Here is a 17,408-nt window from a genome sequence, read left to right on the forward strand (position 1 = left end):
GTGAGAAACGATACTGCAAGTTTGCAGCAGCAATTCGATCGCAGCTTAGAGTCCATTCTTGCCAGCCAGGCTGCGCCAGCGGCTGATCCGGCAAATCCAGCGAGTTCAAGTATCGCAGTAGCTTATAGCGGGGGATTGGATTCCTCCGTGCTGCTGCACCTCTCCCAGCAATTCTGCGCGGCCCGTCATCTGAAACTGTTTGCTTTCCATGTCCATCATGGAATCAGCCCGAATGCCGATGGCTGGCTGCAGCATTGTGAGGCCCAGGCTGCCGAGTCCGGCGCTATCTTCGACGCACGAAAAGTCAGTATCGATCCGCATGCCAAGGATGGCATAGAGGCTTCCGCACGTACCGAGCGCTACCGCGCGCTTGGCGCCATGTGCGCAGCGCACCAGGTACACCTGGTATTAACCGCCCATCATCAGGACGATCAGGCCGAAACCTTGCTGCTGCAATTGCTGCGAGGCTCAGGCGTGGCCGGCCTGTCGGGCATGGATCATTGCAACCGGGCACCGGCATTGCTGGGGAATGAGGCACTGGCGATTGCCCGGCCTTTGCTCGGGGTGACTCGGCGAGCCCTGCTTGAATACAGTACTTCACAAGCCATCCGCTTTGTCGAAGATGAATCCAATGAGGATCATAAATACGCCCGTAACGCATTGCGCTTGCAGGTGATGCCGATTTTGGCCGAGATATCGCCGGGATTTACAGAGCGCCTTGCCAGGAGCGCACAGCATGCTCAATCTGCGCATCGCATGCTGCAGGAGCTGGCGCAGCAGGATTGCCGCCAGTGCGGGTTTGGTGATGGTCTGGATATAAGCAAGATGCAGGGTTTTAGCGACGACCGCATCGACAATTTGCTGCGCTTCTGGCTGTCGACCCTTGGTGTCAGGATGCCGACTACGGCGCGGCTGGCGGAAATGCGCAAGCAATTGTTTTCGGCGCGGGCCGATGCGATGGTCACAGTCACGCACGACGGTGTCGGCATACACCGCTATGAAAACAGAATCTATGCCGAGCGGGGCATCACTGATGCGCAATATGCTGCTCCGCAGAGTTTTCAGTGGACCGGCGAGGAGGTGATTCACTTTCCGCGTTTCAGGGGGAGCCTGTATTTTGAGCCGGCCGAGTTCGGTCTGGACAGTCCATGGCTGAAGCAGCAAAATCTGACTTTGCGGCTGCGCGAAGGTGGCGAGCGCATCAAGCTGGCGCCTAACCGGCCGACCCGTGATATAAAAAGCCATTACCAGACTCTGCGCATCCCATTCTGGCAGCGCCAGCACCTGCCATTTGTCGCCGCCGGGCGGGAGTTGCTGTTTGCGGCGGGCGTAGGCCTAGATGCCAAGTTCTGTGCCGAAAGCGGCAATGATGCAATTGGCCTCAGATGGGAAGCGGATGCCGCTTAGCCAGGGCATACTGCAGCTATATATATATATATATATATATAATAATAATAAATGCGAATAAATGCGATTGAATGTGCGCTTTCCAGCCAGCGGGCATTCGCAATACAAATTTCCGGAATACTATAAATGACGCGACAAATTGTTCTTGATACTGAAACGACGGGCTTGAATCCCCGCTCAGGCGACCGGGTTATTGAAATCGGCTGCGTGGAGCTGGTCAATCGCAAGCTGACTGGAAATAATTTTCACCGCTATATCAATCCGGAGCGTGATTCGGAGGAGGGCGCGCTGGCGGTGCACGGATTGACGACTGAATTCCTGAGCGACAAGCCAAAGTTCGCCCAAATCATCGACGAGCTGCGTGATTACCTGTCTGGTGCGGAAATCATTATTCATAATGCGCCGTTTGACGTAGCCTTTCTGAATGCAGAATTTGCATTGCTGGATTTGCCGGATTTTACCAAGCACGTCGGCCCTATCGTAGATACCCTGGTGCAGGCCAAAGAGCTGCATCCCGGTAAAAAGAACTCGCTGGATGCGCTGTGCAGCCGCTACGGCATTTCCAATGCGCACAGGAAGCTGCATGGAGCGCTGCTTGATGCTGAGTTGCTGGCAGATGTCTTTCTGGCGATGTCGCGCGGGCAGAACAGCCTGACGATGGAAATGCAGGTTGAGAACGAAGATAGCGCAAACCAGGATCAGTCGTTTGATGCACCTTTGCCGGACGTGATCGTGCTGTGCGCATCCGATGCCGACCTGGACGCACACAATGCACTGTTGTCAGGTCTGGATAAAGACTCAAAAGGTAAAACTGTTTGGCGCATGCAGACGGAAAATCCTGTGTAAAGATAGGGATTGCACGTGAGTGCGGATGCAAAAAAATAGGGCGACGCTGTTCGCCCTATTTTTTTTGCTCTTTTATTATCTTCTCACGCGTATTTGGATAGGGAAAAGCTTGCGCGTTCTTCGTTTTCGATCGGCGGCGCGCTAAAGGAGGCCTGGCTGATCAGTAAAACCTCGTTTAAAGTTAATCTTTTGATTATTTTTCCGATGTGAAAATGCGACAGGACTTACACTTTCGTCACATATTTAAATAAATTTTTCATTTATTTCCTCAAGTTCTCCACTTTGCTGCCGTTAAAAAGACTTAAGAAAAATAATAAAAATATTTTTCGATTTACCCTAAAGTTCTTCGTTTTACTGCCGTTAATGTAGTTAAGAGAGTTGAGATTCGCCTTGATGTGATGACTAACTCTTTGTTTTAAAACGGAATTTTCTTCTGAAGCCGAAATCAGGAAAATTCTTAAAAAAATTCATTTTCTGCGAAATATTTTTGGCGCAGATATCAATATATAGCTTGTAGGAAAAAATCCTACGAGCTTGTTCCGTTTTTTCTTTCAAAAAATACCGAATCTCACCTATACACTGGCGTTTTTCTAAGTCCCACAATGTATCTCACTGGCAACGAAATCAGCGCCGGGATAAACAGTTTGGAGGGAAGAAAAATGACACAGAACGATATGATGGCTGAGATTCGGGATGCCAACCTGAGCTACCTGATGCTCGCGCAGCAAATGATCCGTGCCGATAAGCCGACTGCCATCTTCCGTTTGGGTATAGGCAAGGAAATCGCCGACTTGATCGAAGGCTTGAACAATGCGCAGATTTTGAAGCTTGCCGGTTCCAACATGATGCTGGCCCGCTTCCGCTTCGAGGATAGTGCAATCTTGTGCATGCTCACCAACTATAACAAAGAACGCGCCCTGGCGCATTCCCACGCTGCCATCCTGATGGCGGGTCAGCCGGTAGAAGAAATTCATTAATTGCTGGTGTGCTGCTGTTGCAGTGCTGGTGAGAACGCGTAAATCAAGGTGATAAAAATGGCAAATAAAAGTGTAGTGAATGAAGCGCATGAAATCCAATTGGCGATTGAATTGGTGAATCTCGGTGCCAGGCTACAGCTTTTGGAGTCCGAAACCTCTTTGTCCAGAGAGCGTTTGCTGAAGATTTACAAAGAACTCAAGGGTGTGTCCCCGCCAAAGGGTATGCTGCCATTCTCTACCGACTGGTTTGTCACCTGGCAGCCGAATATTCATTCATCGCTGTTCATGAATATTCATAAATATCTGCAGGATCACGCTGGTATCAGCGGTATCGACGCGGTTGTAAAAGCCTATAAGCTGTATCTGGAGCAGGTGCCCGTTGCCGCGGGTGAAGAGCCGGTGTTGTCATTGACGCGCGCCTGGACCCTGGTCAGGTTCTTCGAAGGCAGAATGTTAACGTTTGCAAAATGCAAGAAGTGCAGCGGTCAATTTGTTGCACATACGCTCGATTTGCATGATGATTATGCGTGTGGTTTGTGCCATGTGCCTTCGCGTGCCGGCAAAACCAAGAAATCCAGGGAATCGGAAGCGATGGCCATGGTTGCATAATATCTTTCGTGTCATGGAGAATCGTTGGGCGTTCAATCTGATCATGATCAAGCTGATTCTCCACTAGCAGACACAAAGGCATTGCCGCCCGCGTTGCAGGCTTTGCTGATACAGATTTTTTCCCTTCTCATTTGCGTTGCGCTTGCCGTCCTTTTGGCTGCAGCGCTGCCCCTGAATTTTCCCCTCTATACAATTATCATTGCCGAAGCCGTGCTGGCGGCTGTCATTTCATGGCTGCGCGGCATGGACTGGTGGTGGTGGTGCATACAGTTCCTGTTTCCCATTGCAGTTGTTGTATTTCTCGCCTTTAATATTTCACCTTCTTATTTTCTGGTCGCCTTCTTTTTCTTGATGGTGTTATTTTGGTCCACTTACAGGACCCAGGTGCCGTACTATCCATCCAGGTCGTCGCTATTGCCTCATATCCGGGACTTGCTGCCCGCTGAACAGCCCGTGCGTTTCATCGACATCGGCAGCGGACTGGGAGGCTTGGTGCTTAGCCTTGCCAGGATAAGAGGGGATAGCCAGTTCTCTGGCGTGGAAATTGCTCCGCTGCCATGGGTGCTGAGTTATCTGCGGGCCAGGCTGACGCGATCCAGGGCCTCGTTTTTCTTGCAAAATTATCTTGAAATGAATTTGCAGGCCTATGATTTTGTGTTTGCCTATCTGTCGCCGGCAGCAATGCCAGCCTTGTGGCAAAAGGCAAAATCGGAGATGCGTGCGGGTAGCATGTTGCTGAGCTATGAATTCGTTATTCCTGGCGCCGAGCCGGATTTGTGCATAAATACGGGGGATAACGCTCCCATTCTTTACGCTTGGCGCATATAATGCCAGTCATGAAATGTATTTTTTGGGCAATTTTTTCTTTGATTTAAGGTGTTTTTTATCGTTGGACCGTAGATTCTGCGCGGAGCATCTTTTCAGTGCGAGACTAAAAAATCAAATGCCTCGGCATGTATAAATTATTGTTTCTCTCTTTTAGGAGTCATCGGTCGTGTTAGTTATCGTCGGCTATATCGTAGTCATGGGGTCCGTTTTTGGCGGATTTGTGATGTCAGGGGGGCACGTCGCGGTGTTGTTCCAGCCGCTGGAGCTGCTCATGATCGGCGGTGCCGCAGTCGGTGCCGCGTTGGTCGGAAATAACTCCAAGTCGCTGAAGGCTTCGCTGAAAGCCTTGCCCAGCGTACTGAAGGGCTCCAAATTCAATCGCGAACTCTATATGGAGCTGATGACCATGCTCTTCGACGTGCTGACAAAAGTACGTAAAGAAGGCCTGATGTCGATCGAAGGCGATATAGAAAAACCGGAAGAGAGCCCGCTGTTCAGTAAATATCCGGCGGTCGTCGGCGACCATCATATGATGGAATTCATTTGCGATTATTTGCGCCTGATGGTGTCCGGCAATATGGATGCCTTCCAGATCGAGAACCTGATGGATAATGAGCTGGAAACGCATCACCACGAAGGTGCAATTCCAGCGCATTTCATTGCCAAGCTGGGTGATGGCTTGCCGGCTTTCGGTATCGTTGCCGCGGTGATGGGTGTGGTGCATACCATGGAGTCGGTGGGTATTCCACCGGCAGAACTCGGTATCCTGATTGCCCATGCGCTGGTTGGTACTTTCCTCGGTATTTTGCTCGCCTATGGCTTCGTTGGTCCTTTGTCCACTTTGCTGGAACAGCAGTTGGATGAGTCTTCCAAGGCTCTTCAATGCATTAAAGTGACTTTGCTTGCCAGCCTGAATGGTTATGCCCCGGCACTCGCCGTGGAGTTCGGCCGTAAAGTACTGTACTCGACGGAGCGTCCGACATTCTCCGAGCTGGAAGAACATATTAAGCAATCCAAATCAAAATAACCGGCTTGATTAGAGGTGAGTTATGGCTAACGAAGAACTCCGGCCAATTATAGTTAAGCGGATCAAGAAGACAGCAGGCGGTCACCACGGTGGCGCCTGGAAAATTGCGTATGCCGATTTCGTCACTGCAATGATGGCTTTCTTCTTGCTGATGTGGCTGCTGGGTTCCACCGCAAAAGGGAACTTGCAAGGTATCGCCGAATACTTCCAGACACCGCTAAAAGTGGCGATGGCCGGCGGTGAGGGAAGCGGCGACAGCTCCAGCGTGATCAAAGGCGGCGGCAAGGACCTGACCATGAGTAATGGGCAGGAGAAGCGCGGTGATGTACAGTCCAAAAAGAAAACCTTCAACTTGCAGGCTGCGGAAGCGGCGTTGGCCAAGGCAGACGCTGAGCGCTTGAAGACCCTGAAGGCCAAGATCGAGGCCGTCATCGATGCCAATCCCACGCTGAAGCAGTACAAGAATCAGTTGCTGCTGGATTTGACGACGGAGGGTTTGCGTATCCAGATGGTGGACGAACAGAATCGGCCCATGTTTGCTTCTGCCAAAGCAGAGCTGCAGCCCTATACGCGCGAGATCCTGACGGAAATCGGCAAGGCCTTGAACGACGTTCCGAACCGTATCAGCCTGTCCGGGCATACCGATGCCGCGCCTTACGGTAGTGGTGAAAAGGGTTATAGCAACTGGGAACTATCCGCCGATCGTGCGAATGCGTCGCGCAGGGCACTGATACTGGGCGGCATGGATGAATCCAAAGTGTTGCGCGTGGTCGGATTATCTTCATCTGTTCTCTTTGACAAGGCAGATCCTTTGAATCCGATTAACAGGCGCATCAGCATTATTGTGATGAACAAGAAGGCTGAGGAAGCGGCGGCAACGGATGGCGGTGCCATCGAAGTGACGACGTCTGCGGATGCGAGTCCCGATGTTTCCGTTAAAAAGTAACCGAACAATGCCTCATCGTCTGGTTATATTGAAAAATTGGGATGCCTAACATGCCGAAAAAGAAGACTTTGGGCCCTCAAGTTAAGCGGCTCCTGACCGGTGTTTCAGACCACGGTAATGAGCATCTGCTTGAAGTAGAAACTGATCTCGTACAGACAACCATCCTGCTGGCTGAGGCCATAGAAAAGCTGGGTACCAGCTTTTTGGCCTTGCACGCCGCCATTTCGGCCCAGCAGCAGGAAATCGATCTATTGATTTCCTCCGGAACGGCGTCCGATGTCACCGTGGAAAAACTGAAAGTGATCCAGGGCGATATCACGCAGCACATCAATTCCGCCGTGACCAGCCTGCAGTTCCAGGATCTGACTAGCCAATTGATTTCGCGCACAGTGCAAAGAAGTGCCGGCTTGCGCGAAGTATTGAATACGTTGGGCGTTGTTGGTGGCGACATTCCGCACGATGGCGGCAACGACGAGATTGCAGTATTGCTGAAAGAGATCACGATCCGGCTGGAAGCTCAGAGCCAGGAGCTGAAGGGCCTATTGCGCAAGGCCGTATCCCAGAAACATCTGGATAGCGGTGATATTGAATTGTTTTGAAGCAGCGCAAAATCCCGATCAGGTGCGCGGATGAAAAGCCCGAACAGATTGGTTTAGCGTGATACATGTGGGCAGAAAGCCTTAAATTTGAATAACGGAGTAATGATGGCCAAAACAATATTAGCGGTGGACGATTCTGGTTCACTGAGGCAGATGGTGGCTTTTAGCTTGAAGGCTGCAGGCTATCAGGTGATTGAAGCGGTGGACGGACAGGACGGCCTGGAGAAGGCACGCAACCAGGTTGTCGACCTGGTCCTGACCGACCAGAACATGCCGAGGATGGACGGCCTGACGCTGATCAAGTCCCTGCGCGGCTTACCCAGCTATCAAAGGGTGCCCATCCTGATGCTGACTACTGAATCCAGTGATGACATGAAGGCCAAAGGTCGTGCCGCTGGCGCGAACGGCTGGCTGGTGAAACCTTTCGATCCGCAGAAATTGACGGAAGTAGTAAAGAAAGTGATTGGTTAACTATCGATATGGATAGTCTGCGACCAATAAGAGTACATCACGGAGTGAGATAATGACCATTGATATGAGTCAGTTTTACCAAGTCTTTTTCGACGAGGCAGAAGAACTGCTGGCCGAAAAAGAAAAGTTGCTACTGGCTGTCGACGTTTCATCTCCGAGTGAGGAAGATCTTAATGCGATATTTCGTACCGCCCATTCCATCAAAGGCGGCGCGTCCACGTTTGGCCTGACGGATATGTCCGAGGTGACCCACATCCTGGAGTCGCTGCTGGACAAGATTCGCAAGGGAGAGATGGCGCTGACGGCAGAACACGTCGATGCTTTTCTAGTCGCAAAAGATATTCTGAAAATGCAGTTGGACGGACACAAGCTGGGTACCGCGGTGGACCAGGATGCGGTCGCCGACGTGCGCATGCACCTGCAATCGCTGTCACAGGATGTAGTGCCGCTGGCCAAACCGCCGGTAAGCTATGTCGAGCCTGTGATTGACCATGCCTCGCAAAATTATTCCTATTTGTTCACTATAGGTTTGCCTAAGTTGTCCGCCGATGATGTCGCGGCCCTGATGGGTGAACTCGGCTTATTGGGAGCTATCAGCAAGGCTGATGGCGAGCAAGGCAAATTTGTCTTGACGCTGAGAACCAACGAAAGCCAGGATGATATCGTGGCGATCTGCTCCTTTATCATGGATCCGGATGACTTGAAAATTACCCGCGAGCTGATCACGGTTCCTGTATCGACAAAGACCCAGGCGCAAACGGATGACGAACTGGGTTATGGCTTCTTCGAGCCGCTGGAATCCATGTTCCCGCCGGACCCGGCCGCGCAGAATATTTCTGCGAATGCGGAAGAGGCCAATGCCGCTGCTGCCGCAGCGGCGGCTGCCGACAAGAAGGCGACGACAAAAAAAGATACGGACAAAGCTGCAACTGTATCCCAGGAATCTTCCACCATCAGGGTGGGGATAGAAAAGGTGGATCAGCTCATCAACCTGATTGGCGAACTGGTGATTACCCAGGCCATGCTGGAGCAGCGCACCAACCACCTCGATCCTATCCAGCATGAACGCCTGCTGAGCAGCGTCGGCCAGCTCACGCGCAATACGCGTGACCTGCAGGAAGCCGTCATGTCGATACGCATGATGCCTATGGATTACGTGTTCTCCCGTTTCCCGCGTATGGTGCGTGATCTCGCGACCAAACTCGGCAAGAAGGTGGAATTCATTACCTATGGCGCATCCACTGAACTGGATAAGGGCCTGATCGAGCGCATCGTCGATCCGCTGACGCATCTGGTGAGAAACAGTATTGATCACGGCATAGAAATGCCCGAGGCGCGTGCTGCAGTCCGCAAGAGCGAGACGGGGAAGTTATCTCTGTCTGCCGTGCATCAGGGCGGCAATATCGTCATTGAAGTCAGTGATGACGGCGGCGGCCTGAACAGGGAAAAAATTCTTGCGAAAGCAAAGCAGAATGGGATCGCCGTCTCTGATTCCATGTCGGACAGTGATGTCTGGCAGTTGATTTTTGCGCCAGGATTTTCTACTGCAGAAACCGTTACGGATGTATCCGGTCGCGGCGTCGGCATGGATGTCGTAAAGCGTAATATTGCCCAGATGGGTGGCGTTGTCGATATTCGCTCTGCCAGCGGTTTCGGTACCACGATCACGATTTCCCTGCCTTTGACGCTGGCGATCCTGGATGGCATGTCTATCAAGGTGGGCGAAGAGATTTACATCTTGCCGCTGGGCTTTGTGATGGAATCCTTGCAGCCTGCAGTTGAGGACGTCAAGGAAATCAGCGGCAAGGGTAGAGTAGTCAAGGTGCGCGATGAATACCTGCCGCTCATCCCGCTCTACGAAGCCTTTGATATTGAGCCTAAATTTTCCAAGCCGTCCGAAGGCATAGTCGTCATTGTTGAGGTGGATGGGAAAAAGGCTGCTCTGTTTGTGGATGACCTCGTTGGGCAGCAGCAGGTGGTCGTCAAGAATATCGAGTCCAATTATCGCAAGGTGCCGGGCATTTCCGGTGCAACGATTTTAGGTGATGGCGGCGTTTCTTTGATACTGGATGTGGCAGCCTTATTACGCTCAGCCAGATAGTCCGGCCCACAGATGTTTTGTTAGAAATGTTTTATTTACCAGGAAATTAATATGACACAAAACGCACAAGGCTCGGGCGTTGCAGGCGGCGAAAGCTCAGGTTTGGACGTCACCGGCCAAGAGTTCCTGGCTTTCACCCTTGGCCGCGAAGAATACGGCATCGACATTTTGAAGGTGCAGGAAATTCGCGGCTACGAAGCGGTAACGCGCATCGCCAACGCGCCGGATTTCTTGAAGGGCGTGATCAATCTGCGCGGCATCATCGTGCCGGTAGTGGACATGCGCATCAAGTTCAATCTTGGCGAGCCTACTTACGATCAATTCACCGTAGTCATCATTTTGAACATCGGTGGCCGCATCGTTGGCATGGTAGTGGATAGCGTATCCGATGTGACCACGCTGTTGCCTAGCCAGGTCAGGGCGGCGCCGGAGATGGGTACGACCTTCAGCACGGATTTCCTGATCGGCCTGGGTACGCTGGAAGAGCGCATGCTGATCCTGGTTGATATCGACAAACTTATGTCCAGCCCGGAGATGGGCCTTGCTGAGCAACTGGCAGCATAAAGCCAAGGCAGGCTTTGGCTTGCCTTGTAAATTGCAGTATGCAGTAAAAATAAAATAATTAGCAGGTTTCTCAAATGAAGCCGAAGCAAAAATAAAAATAATAAAAACCATCAACGAGGAGACATCTGCAATGAATTTACGTGACATCCGTATTGGCGCCCGACTGGGTATAGGTTTTGGTTTGATCCTGGGGGGCTTGATACTATTGCTTGCAATGGCGACGACACTTTCTGCTCAGAACCGTGCAGCGATGGTGGAGGGCGTGAATGCCGCAATCAAGAAGCAGGCCCTGGCGAATGCGATGAAGAGTGCATTGCTGGAAGGCGGCATCGCCATGCGCAATATTGGCATACAGTCGGATGTGTCGGAAATGCAGAAGCAGGATGGCAAGGCCAAGGAACAGCGGGTACGCTACGACAAGGCCCGGACGGAGTTATCCAAATTCGGACTCAGTGATGACGAAAAAAAGGTTCTCGCCGAACTTGCCAAAATTGACCAGGATATAGAGAAGCCTTTCAAGGATGCGGTGGGCCAGGCTCTGGCATTTAATTCCGAAGGTGCGCTCAAAATCATTTCCAGTGTGATTGATCCGTTGAGCGTGCGTTCTATCGTGGAAATCAATAAGCTGGTGGATTTGCAGGACAAGGCTTCCGAAGACGCCTTTGCCACTTCAGCCGCAACGGGTAAAAAATTGACCTCCGCTCTGTATGTGGTACTGCTCTTGGCCCTGGTTCTCAGCGCGGGATGTACGCTGATGCTGACACGTAGCATCACCCGTCCTTTGCAAACAGCGCTCGAGTTGGCTGAAAAAGTCGCAGGCGGTGATCTGACTTCGGAGGTGGATACGAAAGGCAAGGATGAAGTCGCAGCCTTGCTGCATGCGCTGAAGAATATGAATGACAGCTTGTCGGAAACAGTGGGCAAGGTCAGGTCGGGCACGGAAACCATCACGGTCGCTTCGCAAGAAATCGCCTCCGGCAACGCCGACCTGTCTTCCCGTACCGAATCGCAAGCCAGTTCGCTGGAAGAAACCGCCAGTTCGATGGAAGAGCTGACTAGCACCGTGAAACAGAACGCCGACAATGCCCGCCAGGCGAATCAACTGGTGGTGTCCGCCAGCAGCGTCGCTGTCAAAGGCGGAGCAGTTGTGAGCCAAGTCGTCAACACCATGGGCTCCATCAAGGAAAGCTCGCGCAAGATTGTTGATATCATCGGCGTCATCGACGGTATCGCCTTCCAGACCAATATCCTGGCGCTGAATGCAGCGGTAGAAGCGGCGCGTGCCGGCGAGCAGGGCCGTGGTTTTGCTGTAGTTGCTTCCGAAGTACGCAACCTGGCGCAACGCAGTGCCGGTGCCGCCAAAGAAATCAAGATGCTAATCGGTGATTCGGTAGACAAGGTAGACCAGGGCAGCAAGCTGGTGGATGAAGCCGGCAAGACGATGGACGAGATCGTCACCAGCGTACAGCATGTGGCCGACATCATGAGCGAGATCACGGCTGCCAGCCAGGAACAGAGTTCCGGCATCGAGCAGGTGAACCTGGCGATCACGCAGATGGATGAAATGACGCAGCAAAATGCGGCGCTGGTAGAGCAGGCTGCAGCAGCGGCAGAGAGCATGGAAGAGCAGGCCGTTGTATTGGCTGAAGCTGTCAGCGTATTCAAGTTGAATGCAGGGATTTCGTACGGAAGCATTGCCAAGCCTGCTGCGCGCGTGATCAGCACCGCCAAGCCTGCGGTGTCAGCCAAGCCCCGGAGGGTTGCCGTGGCTGCGCCTGCTGCCGCAAGCAAGCCGGCGGGCACGGTTAAAACCCCGGCCAAGGATGGCGGCGGGGATGATTGGGAAGAGTTTTAACAGTAATTCTTTGCCGGGTGCTGTTTTGTCGAAAGGTGTTGCCGCTGTGTAGATGATTATGCGTAACTTAGCGTAAGCGGCAACGCTGTTCTATTTTGATAGGAGCCCCTAAAGCACTGTCAGTGGAGAATCTATGCGTAGACTTTCAGCATCCGCTTTATGCGTCGTATTTGGTTTCATTGGCTTAAGTGCTGCCCTGCTGACGGCAGTTGTGGTCCGATGGCTGAATGCCGACGTCAACGTCAACGTCTACGTGCTGACCTTGTTCACCTCTGTGGCGGGCTTTGCCGTCCCGCTTGCGGCCTACAGCCGCAATGTGGCCACCAGCTCCGGTTTTTCGCGGAAAATTGCGGAAGAGCTGGACCACATCATGATAGGTTCCGCAGAGACTTCTTATTTTGTCGATTCCATCAAGAAAAAAATATCCCAGGACGTAGGCACCACCAATGCCGTGGTTGACATCACTGCCGATGTAACCAGGAGTACGCAGGAAATCGCTGACGGCGCGATGAAGGCATCCAGTTCAGCGACACAACTGAAGATCGATAGCGCGGCAGGAAAAAGCGAAGTTGATGCGCGCATCCGCCAGATCAACAGCGTGCGTGATGAGGCGCAGAAGGCGTCGGCCGGCATGACGGGCTTGCAAGAAAAGTCCAAGCAGATTCACGTGATTGCCGATGTCATCAATGAGATTGCCACGCGTACCAATTTGCTGGCATTGAATGCGGCCATTGAGGCGGCAAGGGCTGGTGAAAACGGCCGAGGCTTTGCGGTTGTCGCCGGCGAGGTGCGCGAGCTTGCGCAAAGAACCAAGACGGCAACGGACGATATTCGCGTCATGCTGCGCGAGATCAATGAAGAAGCCGAGCATGCGTCGCTAGGCATGTCCCGGCTGGCCGACCGCGTGGTGGAAACCGCCAATGGCATACAGCAGGTACATACCTACTTTAATAATATCGAAAAATCCGCCGACCATTCCGAACATCAGATCAAGCTGATTGCCGAACTCGCGCAAACGCATGTCAAGGATGCTGAGTCCATTTCAAGTTCGGTGGGCAAGATACGCGAAGGGATGATCGCGACCGAGGCCAGCCTGCCGCAGGTGATTGCGTCTGCGACTGGATTGTCCGAGTTGTCGGAAGTGTTGTTTAACGAAATAAGTTCGTTAAATATTGTCACCCAGCATGAACCTGTCAAAAAAGCGGCGCTGGCAGCAGTTATAGTGATAGAGAAATTATTTGCCAATGCGCTGGAAACGGGGCAAATCAGCATGGGGCAGCTGTTTGACCGTAGCTATACGCCGATCCAGGGCACCAATCCGACCAAGTACACAACGGCTTTTGACGCCTTTACAGACCGGGTTTTGCCAGCGGTGCAGGAGGGGTTGTTAGCCGCCATGCCGCAGCTGGTGTATGCCGGGGCCGTGGACAATAATGGATATTTTCCCACGCACAATAAAAAGTTTTCGCAGAAATTGACAGGGAATTACGACAAGGATTTGATTAATAATCGTACCAAGCGTATTTTTGATGATCGTACCGGGTCGCGCTGCGGTTCAAATACCAAGCCTTTTCTGCTGCAGACCTATAAGCGCGATACGGGAGAGGTCATGCATGACTTGTCGGTGCCTATCTATGTGGCGGGAAAACACTGGGGCGGTTTTCGTGTCGGATACCGCTCTATGGAATAAAATGACGGCTGGTAGAAGTGAAACATAAAAGCGGGACAAGAAATCGGCGTAAAACAGAGGTAGATAAAGAAGCAGGTGCAAGCAGGTGAAATATTCGGCTATCTGATGTGGAGGTTATAGATATTCGGGCTCGTAATGGCTAATTGTTAAGGACCTGGGCAAGATGTTAAACAGGTTCTACGGACGTGTTTAAGATCTGTGGTAAGTGGGCTGGATTGAAAGAGCATCTTTGCAGGTGTATTCGGGATGCGTGAAGCTTTGATTCTCCCCCACGCGATAAAACAGCAAACAGGTTCCAAGAGAAGGATGGTTTTAATGACAAAGCCTTTAGAAAAAAATAAGACGGAAACATCGAAAGAGTTCGATTTTACGCATCGTGATTTTGATCGGGTCAGGGACCTGATTTATAAAAAAGCCGGCATTTCCCTCGCCGACAGCAAGCAGGAGATGGTCTATAGCCGTCTGGCGCGGCGTCTCAGGGCAACCGGATTGAATTCGTTTGTCTCTTACCTGGACAATCTGGAAAAAGAGCCTTCTGGTGCCGAGTGGGAGGCATTTACCAACGCACTGACCACTAATCTGACCTCGTTCTTCCGCGAAGAGCACCACTTCCCGATTCTTGCCGAGCACGTCAAAAAAAAACGCGATGGCCTGACCATATGGTGTTCTGCGAGTTCTACTGGAGAAGAACCTTATTCGATAGCGATGACCTTGTGCGAGGCCTTCAATACGATGAAGCCGCCGGTGCAAATTGTGGCGACCGATATTGATACCAATGTGCTGGCTACCGCTTCCAAGGGTGTGTATAACCTGGATCGCCTGGACAAGATGTCGCCGGAGCGCGCGCGTAAATTTTTTCTGAAGGGGAAGGGCGCGCAGGAGGGGTTGGTCAGGGTTCGGCAGGAGTTGCGTGATCTGATCACTTTCAAGCAGTTGAATCTGTTGGCCGATAGCTGGCCCGTCAGCGGTGAGTTTGATGCGATATTCTGCCGCAACGTGATGATCTACTTTGACAAGCCCACCCAGGGAAAAATACTAAAGAAATTTGTGCCTTTGATGAAATCGGATGGCTTGCTTTTTGCCGGCCATTCCGAGAACTTCCTGTACGTGACGGACGCTTTCAAGCTTAGAGGTAAAACTGTGTATGAACTGGCGAGCCTGCACGAGGCCCGCAGCAAGACCATACCGCGTCATTCGGACAAAGGCCTATCATGAGCCAATTAAGTGAAGAGCATTTCGCAACGAATGTGTACTACGACAGGACTTTCGATTGCGACGCTGCAAAAATATTGCCGGGAGAGTTTTACTTCACCGGCAAGGATATGCTGATTGTGACCGTACTTGGTTCTTGCGTATCTGCCTGTATCCGCGATAGGGTATCCGGTGTTGGCGGCATGAACCATTTCATGCTGCCGGACGGCGGCGCGGATTCTGATAACCCGGTTTCAGCATCCATGCGTTACGGTACTTATGCGATGGAGGTCTTGATCAATGAATTGCTGAAAGCCGGCGCCCGGCGCGAAAACATGGAGGCCAAGGTGTTTGGCGGCGGCAACGTGCTGCGCGGTTTCACGGCGATCAACGTCGGTGAAAGAAATGCAAAATTCGTACTGGATTATCTGCGTACCGAGAAAATGCGGGTGATTGCCGAGGATTTGAATGATATCTATCCTCGCAAAGTCTATTTTTTTCCCAAGACGGGAAAAGTCCTAGTTAAGAAGTTGAAAGTTGAACATAACGACACGCTCAAAAAACGCGAACTGGATTACGCCAGCCGCCTCAAGACCGCACCGGTGGGCGGCGCGATCGATCTGTTTTGAATTTTTTGACTTATATAGTGTGTTGTTGCAGCGGAGTATTTTATGAAAATCAAAGTATTAATCGTAGATGATTCGGCATTAATCAGAAGTGTCATGAGTGAGATTATCGGCAGCCAGCCTGATATGGAAGTCGTTGGCGTTGCTCCGGACCCCCTGGTTGCGCGAGACTTGATCAAGCAGACCAATCCCGACGTACTGACGCTGGACGTCGAAATGCCGAAGATGGATGGCCTGGATTTCCTGGAAAAGCTGATGCGTCTGCGGCCCATGCCGGTGCTGATGGTGTCGTCGCTGACTGAACGTGGTTCGGAAATCACCATGCGCGCGCTGGAACTGGGTGCCGTCGATTTTGTGACCAAACCCAAGCTGTCGATTAAGAGCGGCATGCAGGAATATACCGACCTGATCGCCGACAAGATCCGTGCTGCTTCCAAGGCACGTATCAAGCCGCGCATGGCGCAGGTGGTTGATGCAAACAAAGGTCCGGTGGGCGAATTGCCTATGGTGCGCAATCCGCTCACCAGTAGTGAAAAGCTGATCATCATCGGCGCATCTACCGGTGGAACCGAGGCGATCAAGAATTTCCTGGTCCAGATGCCTTCGGATTGCCCTGGCATCTTGATTACCCAGCATATGCCGGAAGGTTTTACCCGTTCGTTTGCAAAGAGACTGGACGGCTTGTGCAAAATCTCCGTGATGGAGGCCGCAGGCGGAGAGCGGGTCTTGCCGGGGCACGCCTATATTGCACCGGGGCATTCTCATCTGTTATTGGCCCGGAGCGGTGCCAACTATGTGACCAAACTCGATGACGGTCCGCCGGTGAATCGGCACCGGCCTTCTGTGGATGTCTTGTTCAGATCCGCAGCGACGTTTGCCGGTAAAAACGCGGTGGGCGTGATCTTGACGGGGATGGGCAAGGATGGGGCCGTCGGCATGTTGGAAATGAAGAACGCGGGCGCATACAATTTTGCTCAAGACGAGGCAACTTGTGTAGTATTTGGGATGCCGCGTGAAGCAATTGCAGTGGGTGCCACACATGAAGTTGGCCCGTTAAACGAGTTGCCCTCCAAGGTGCTGAATTACCTTGCTACACATGGAAGCCGAGCATTGCGGGTTTGATTGGCGCAATTGGGGTGTAAACTCCCGATTGTTACGATCAAATTCAGACAAATTTCACTTGTTATGCAATTTGAACACCACTTCCTGGTAATTTGACCGATAATACTAAAATCTGTCTTTAAAGAAATAATGGAGTAATTCATGGCCGATCAGAATCTCAAGTTTTTAGTTGTTGATGATTTTTCTACAATGCGTCGTATAGTGCGCAATTTGCTAAAAGAGCTTGGATATTCCAACGTTGACGAAGCTGAAGATGGCGCGATGGGGCTGGCCAAGCTGAAGTCGGGCGATTTTGACTTTGTGATTTCGGACTGGAATATGCCGAACATGGATGGCCTCACGATGTTGCAACATATCCGTGCCGATGCTGCTTTAGCCAAATTGCCGGTACTGATGGTGACTGCAGAAGCTAAAAAAGAAAATATCATTGCAGCAGCTCAGGCAGGCGCCAATGGTTATGTAGTAAAGCCTTTCACTGCAGCGACTCTGGACGAGAAATTGACCAAGATTTTCGAGAAGCTTGAGAAGGGCGCTTAATAATAATTAAAA

Annotated in this window: 17 protein-coding genes; all 17 read left to right on the plus strand. The window is 51.7% G+C overall.

What is annotated here, in order from left to right:
• The gene (gene tilS / locus IEW12_RS22185; RefSeq protein ID WP_371874567.1) at nucleotides 1–1,407 is read left to right on the plus strand and encodes a tRNA lysidine(34) synthetase TilS; all 1,407 of its coding nucleotides are present in this window, start codon (nucleotides 1–3) and stop codon (nucleotides 1,405–1,407) included.
• A 126-nt stretch (nucleotides 1,408–1,533) separates the two neighbouring features.
• The gene (dnaQ, locus tag IEW12_RS22190; RefSeq protein WP_188568294.1) at nucleotides 1,534–2,253 is read left to right on the plus strand and encodes a DNA polymerase III subunit epsilon; all 720 of its coding nucleotides are present in this window, start codon (nucleotides 1,534–1,536) and stop codon (nucleotides 2,251–2,253) included.
• A 659-nt stretch (nucleotides 2,254–2,912) separates the two neighbouring features.
• Nucleotides 2,913–3,230: a flagellar transcriptional regulator FlhD gene (gene flhD / locus IEW12_RS22195; protein ID WP_188568295.1), complete on the plus strand. Its 318-nt coding sequence runs from the start codon at nucleotides 2,913–2,915 to the stop codon at nucleotides 3,228–3,230.
• A gap of 57 nt (nucleotides 3,231–3,287) precedes the next feature.
• Nucleotides 3,288–3,839: a flagellar transcriptional regulator FlhC gene (gene flhC / locus IEW12_RS22200; RefSeq protein ID WP_188568471.1), complete on the plus strand. Its 552-nt coding sequence runs from the start codon at nucleotides 3,288–3,290 to the stop codon at nucleotides 3,837–3,839.
• Between the two features lie 153 nt (nucleotides 3,840–3,992).
• The gene (locus IEW12_RS22205) at nucleotides 3,993–4,667 is read left to right on the plus strand and encodes a class I SAM-dependent methyltransferase (protein WP_229751281.1); all 675 of its coding nucleotides are present in this window, start codon (nucleotides 3,993–3,995) and stop codon (nucleotides 4,665–4,667) included.
• 166 nt (nucleotides 4,668–4,833) lie between these two features.
• Nucleotides 4,834–5,694, plus strand: coding sequence for a flagellar motor stator protein MotA (gene motA, locus IEW12_RS22210; protein ID WP_188568297.1), 861 nt, complete (start codon nucleotides 4,834–4,836; stop codon nucleotides 5,692–5,694).
• Between the two features lie 22 nt (nucleotides 5,695–5,716).
• Nucleotides 5,717–6,640 carry a flagellar motor protein MotB gene (motB, locus tag IEW12_RS22215; RefSeq protein ID WP_188568298.1) on the plus strand — a complete coding sequence of 308 codons (924 nt, stop codon included), beginning with the start codon at nucleotides 5,717–5,719 and terminating at the stop codon, nucleotides 6,638–6,640.
• Between the two features lie 50 nt (nucleotides 6,641–6,690).
• A complete protein-coding gene (locus tag IEW12_RS22220; RefSeq protein WP_188568299.1) occupies nucleotides 6,691–7,239 on the plus strand; it encodes a chemotaxis protein in 549 nt (182 codons plus the stop codon).
• A gap of 105 nt (nucleotides 7,240–7,344) precedes the next feature.
• Nucleotides 7,345–7,710 (plus strand): response regulator, encoded by a 366-nt coding sequence (locus tag IEW12_RS22225; protein ID WP_188568472.1) that lies wholly within the window; start codon nucleotides 7,345–7,347, stop codon nucleotides 7,708–7,710.
• Between the two features lie 52 nt (nucleotides 7,711–7,762).
• Complete coding sequence (gene cheA, locus IEW12_RS22230) at nucleotides 7,763–9,811, plus strand: chemotaxis protein CheA (RefSeq protein ID WP_188568300.1); 2,049 nt, start codon at nucleotides 7,763–7,765, stop codon at nucleotides 9,809–9,811.
• A gap of 51 nt (nucleotides 9,812–9,862) precedes the next feature.
• Nucleotides 9,863–10,375, plus strand: coding sequence for a chemotaxis protein CheW (locus IEW12_RS22235; protein WP_188568301.1), 513 nt, complete (start codon nucleotides 9,863–9,865; stop codon nucleotides 10,373–10,375).
• 130 nt (nucleotides 10,376–10,505) lie between these two features.
• The gene (locus IEW12_RS22240; protein WP_188568302.1) at nucleotides 10,506–12,230 is read left to right on the plus strand and encodes a methyl-accepting chemotaxis protein; all 1,725 of its coding nucleotides are present in this window, start codon (nucleotides 10,506–10,508) and stop codon (nucleotides 12,228–12,230) included.
• A 133-nt stretch (nucleotides 12,231–12,363) separates the two neighbouring features.
• Nucleotides 12,364–13,920, plus strand: coding sequence for a methyl-accepting chemotaxis protein (locus IEW12_RS22245; protein WP_188568303.1), 1,557 nt, complete (start codon nucleotides 12,364–12,366; stop codon nucleotides 13,918–13,920).
• 315 nt (nucleotides 13,921–14,235) lie between these two features.
• On the plus strand, nucleotides 14,236–15,135 hold the full coding sequence (locus tag IEW12_RS22250) for a CheR family methyltransferase (RefSeq protein WP_188568304.1): 900 nt from the start codon (nucleotides 14,236–14,238) through the stop codon (nucleotides 15,133–15,135).
• Nucleotides 15,132–15,740, plus strand: a complete 609-nt coding sequence (gene cheD, locus IEW12_RS22255; protein WP_188568305.1) for a chemoreceptor glutamine deamidase CheD — start codon at nucleotides 15,132–15,134, stop codon at nucleotides 15,738–15,740. The genes IEW12_RS22250 and cheD overlap by 4 nt, the downstream gene beginning before the upstream one ends.
• 42 nt (nucleotides 15,741–15,782) lie before the next feature.
• The gene (locus tag IEW12_RS22260) at nucleotides 15,783–16,859 is read left to right on the plus strand and encodes a protein-glutamate methylesterase/protein-glutamine glutaminase (RefSeq protein ID WP_188568306.1); all 1,077 of its coding nucleotides are present in this window, start codon (nucleotides 15,783–15,785) and stop codon (nucleotides 16,857–16,859) included.
• A 141-nt stretch (nucleotides 16,860–17,000) separates the two neighbouring features.
• On the plus strand, nucleotides 17,001–17,396 hold the full coding sequence (gene cheY, locus IEW12_RS22265) for a chemotaxis response regulator CheY (protein WP_188568307.1): 396 nt from the start codon (nucleotides 17,001–17,003) through the stop codon (nucleotides 17,394–17,396).
• Nucleotides 17,397–17,408: the final 12 nt, after the last annotated feature.

It is taken from the genome of Parundibacterium terreum, from assembly GCF_014636315.1.
In the GTDB taxonomy this organism is placed as follows: domain Bacteria; phylum Pseudomonadota; class Gammaproteobacteria; order Burkholderiales; family Burkholderiaceae_D; genus Undibacterium; species Undibacterium terreum.

Bases quoted from the DNA above. Each gene is read 5' to 3' on its own strand.
- dnaQ (WP_188568294.1), top strand. From the start codon at position 1,534: ATGACGCGACAAATTGTTCTTGATACTGAAACGACGGGCTTGAATCCC.
- flhD (WP_188568295.1), top strand. From the start codon at position 2,913: ATGACACAGAACGATATGATGGCTGAGATTCGGGATGCCAACCTGAGC.
- flhC (WP_188568471.1), top strand. From the start codon at position 3,288: ATGGCAAATAAAAGTGTAGTGAATGAAGCGCATGAAATCCAATTGGCG.
- motB (WP_188568298.1), top strand. From the start codon at position 5,717: ATGGCTAACGAAGAACTCCGGCCAATTATAGTTAAGCGGATCAAGAAG.
- IEW12_RS22220 (WP_188568299.1), top strand. From the start codon at position 6,691: ATGCCGAAAAAGAAGACTTTGGGCCCTCAAGTTAAGCGGCTCCTGACC.
- IEW12_RS22225 (WP_188568472.1), top strand. From the start codon at position 7,345: ATGGCCAAAACAATATTAGCGGTGGACGATTCTGGTTCACTGAGGCAG.
- cheA (WP_188568300.1), top strand. From the start codon at position 7,763: ATGACCATTGATATGAGTCAGTTTTACCAAGTCTTTTTCGACGAGGCA.
- IEW12_RS22235 (WP_188568301.1), top strand. From the start codon at position 9,863: ATGACACAAAACGCACAAGGCTCGGGCGTTGCAGGCGGCGAAAGCTCA.
- IEW12_RS22240 (WP_188568302.1), top strand. From the start codon at position 10,506: ATGAATTTACGTGACATCCGTATTGGCGCCCGACTGGGTATAGGTTTT.
- IEW12_RS22245 (WP_188568303.1), top strand. From the start codon at position 12,364: ATGCGTAGACTTTCAGCATCCGCTTTATGCGTCGTATTTGGTTTCATT.
- IEW12_RS22250 (WP_188568304.1), top strand. From the start codon at position 14,236: ATGACAAAGCCTTTAGAAAAAAATAAGACGGAAACATCGAAAGAGTTC.
- cheD (WP_188568305.1), top strand. From the start codon at position 15,132: ATGAGCCAATTAAGTGAAGAGCATTTCGCAACGAATGTGTACTACGAC.
- IEW12_RS22260 (WP_188568306.1), top strand. From the start codon at position 15,783: ATGAAAATCAAAGTATTAATCGTAGATGATTCGGCATTAATCAGAAGT.
- cheY (WP_188568307.1), top strand. From the start codon at position 17,001: ATGGCCGATCAGAATCTCAAGTTTTTAGTTGTTGATGATTTTTCTACA.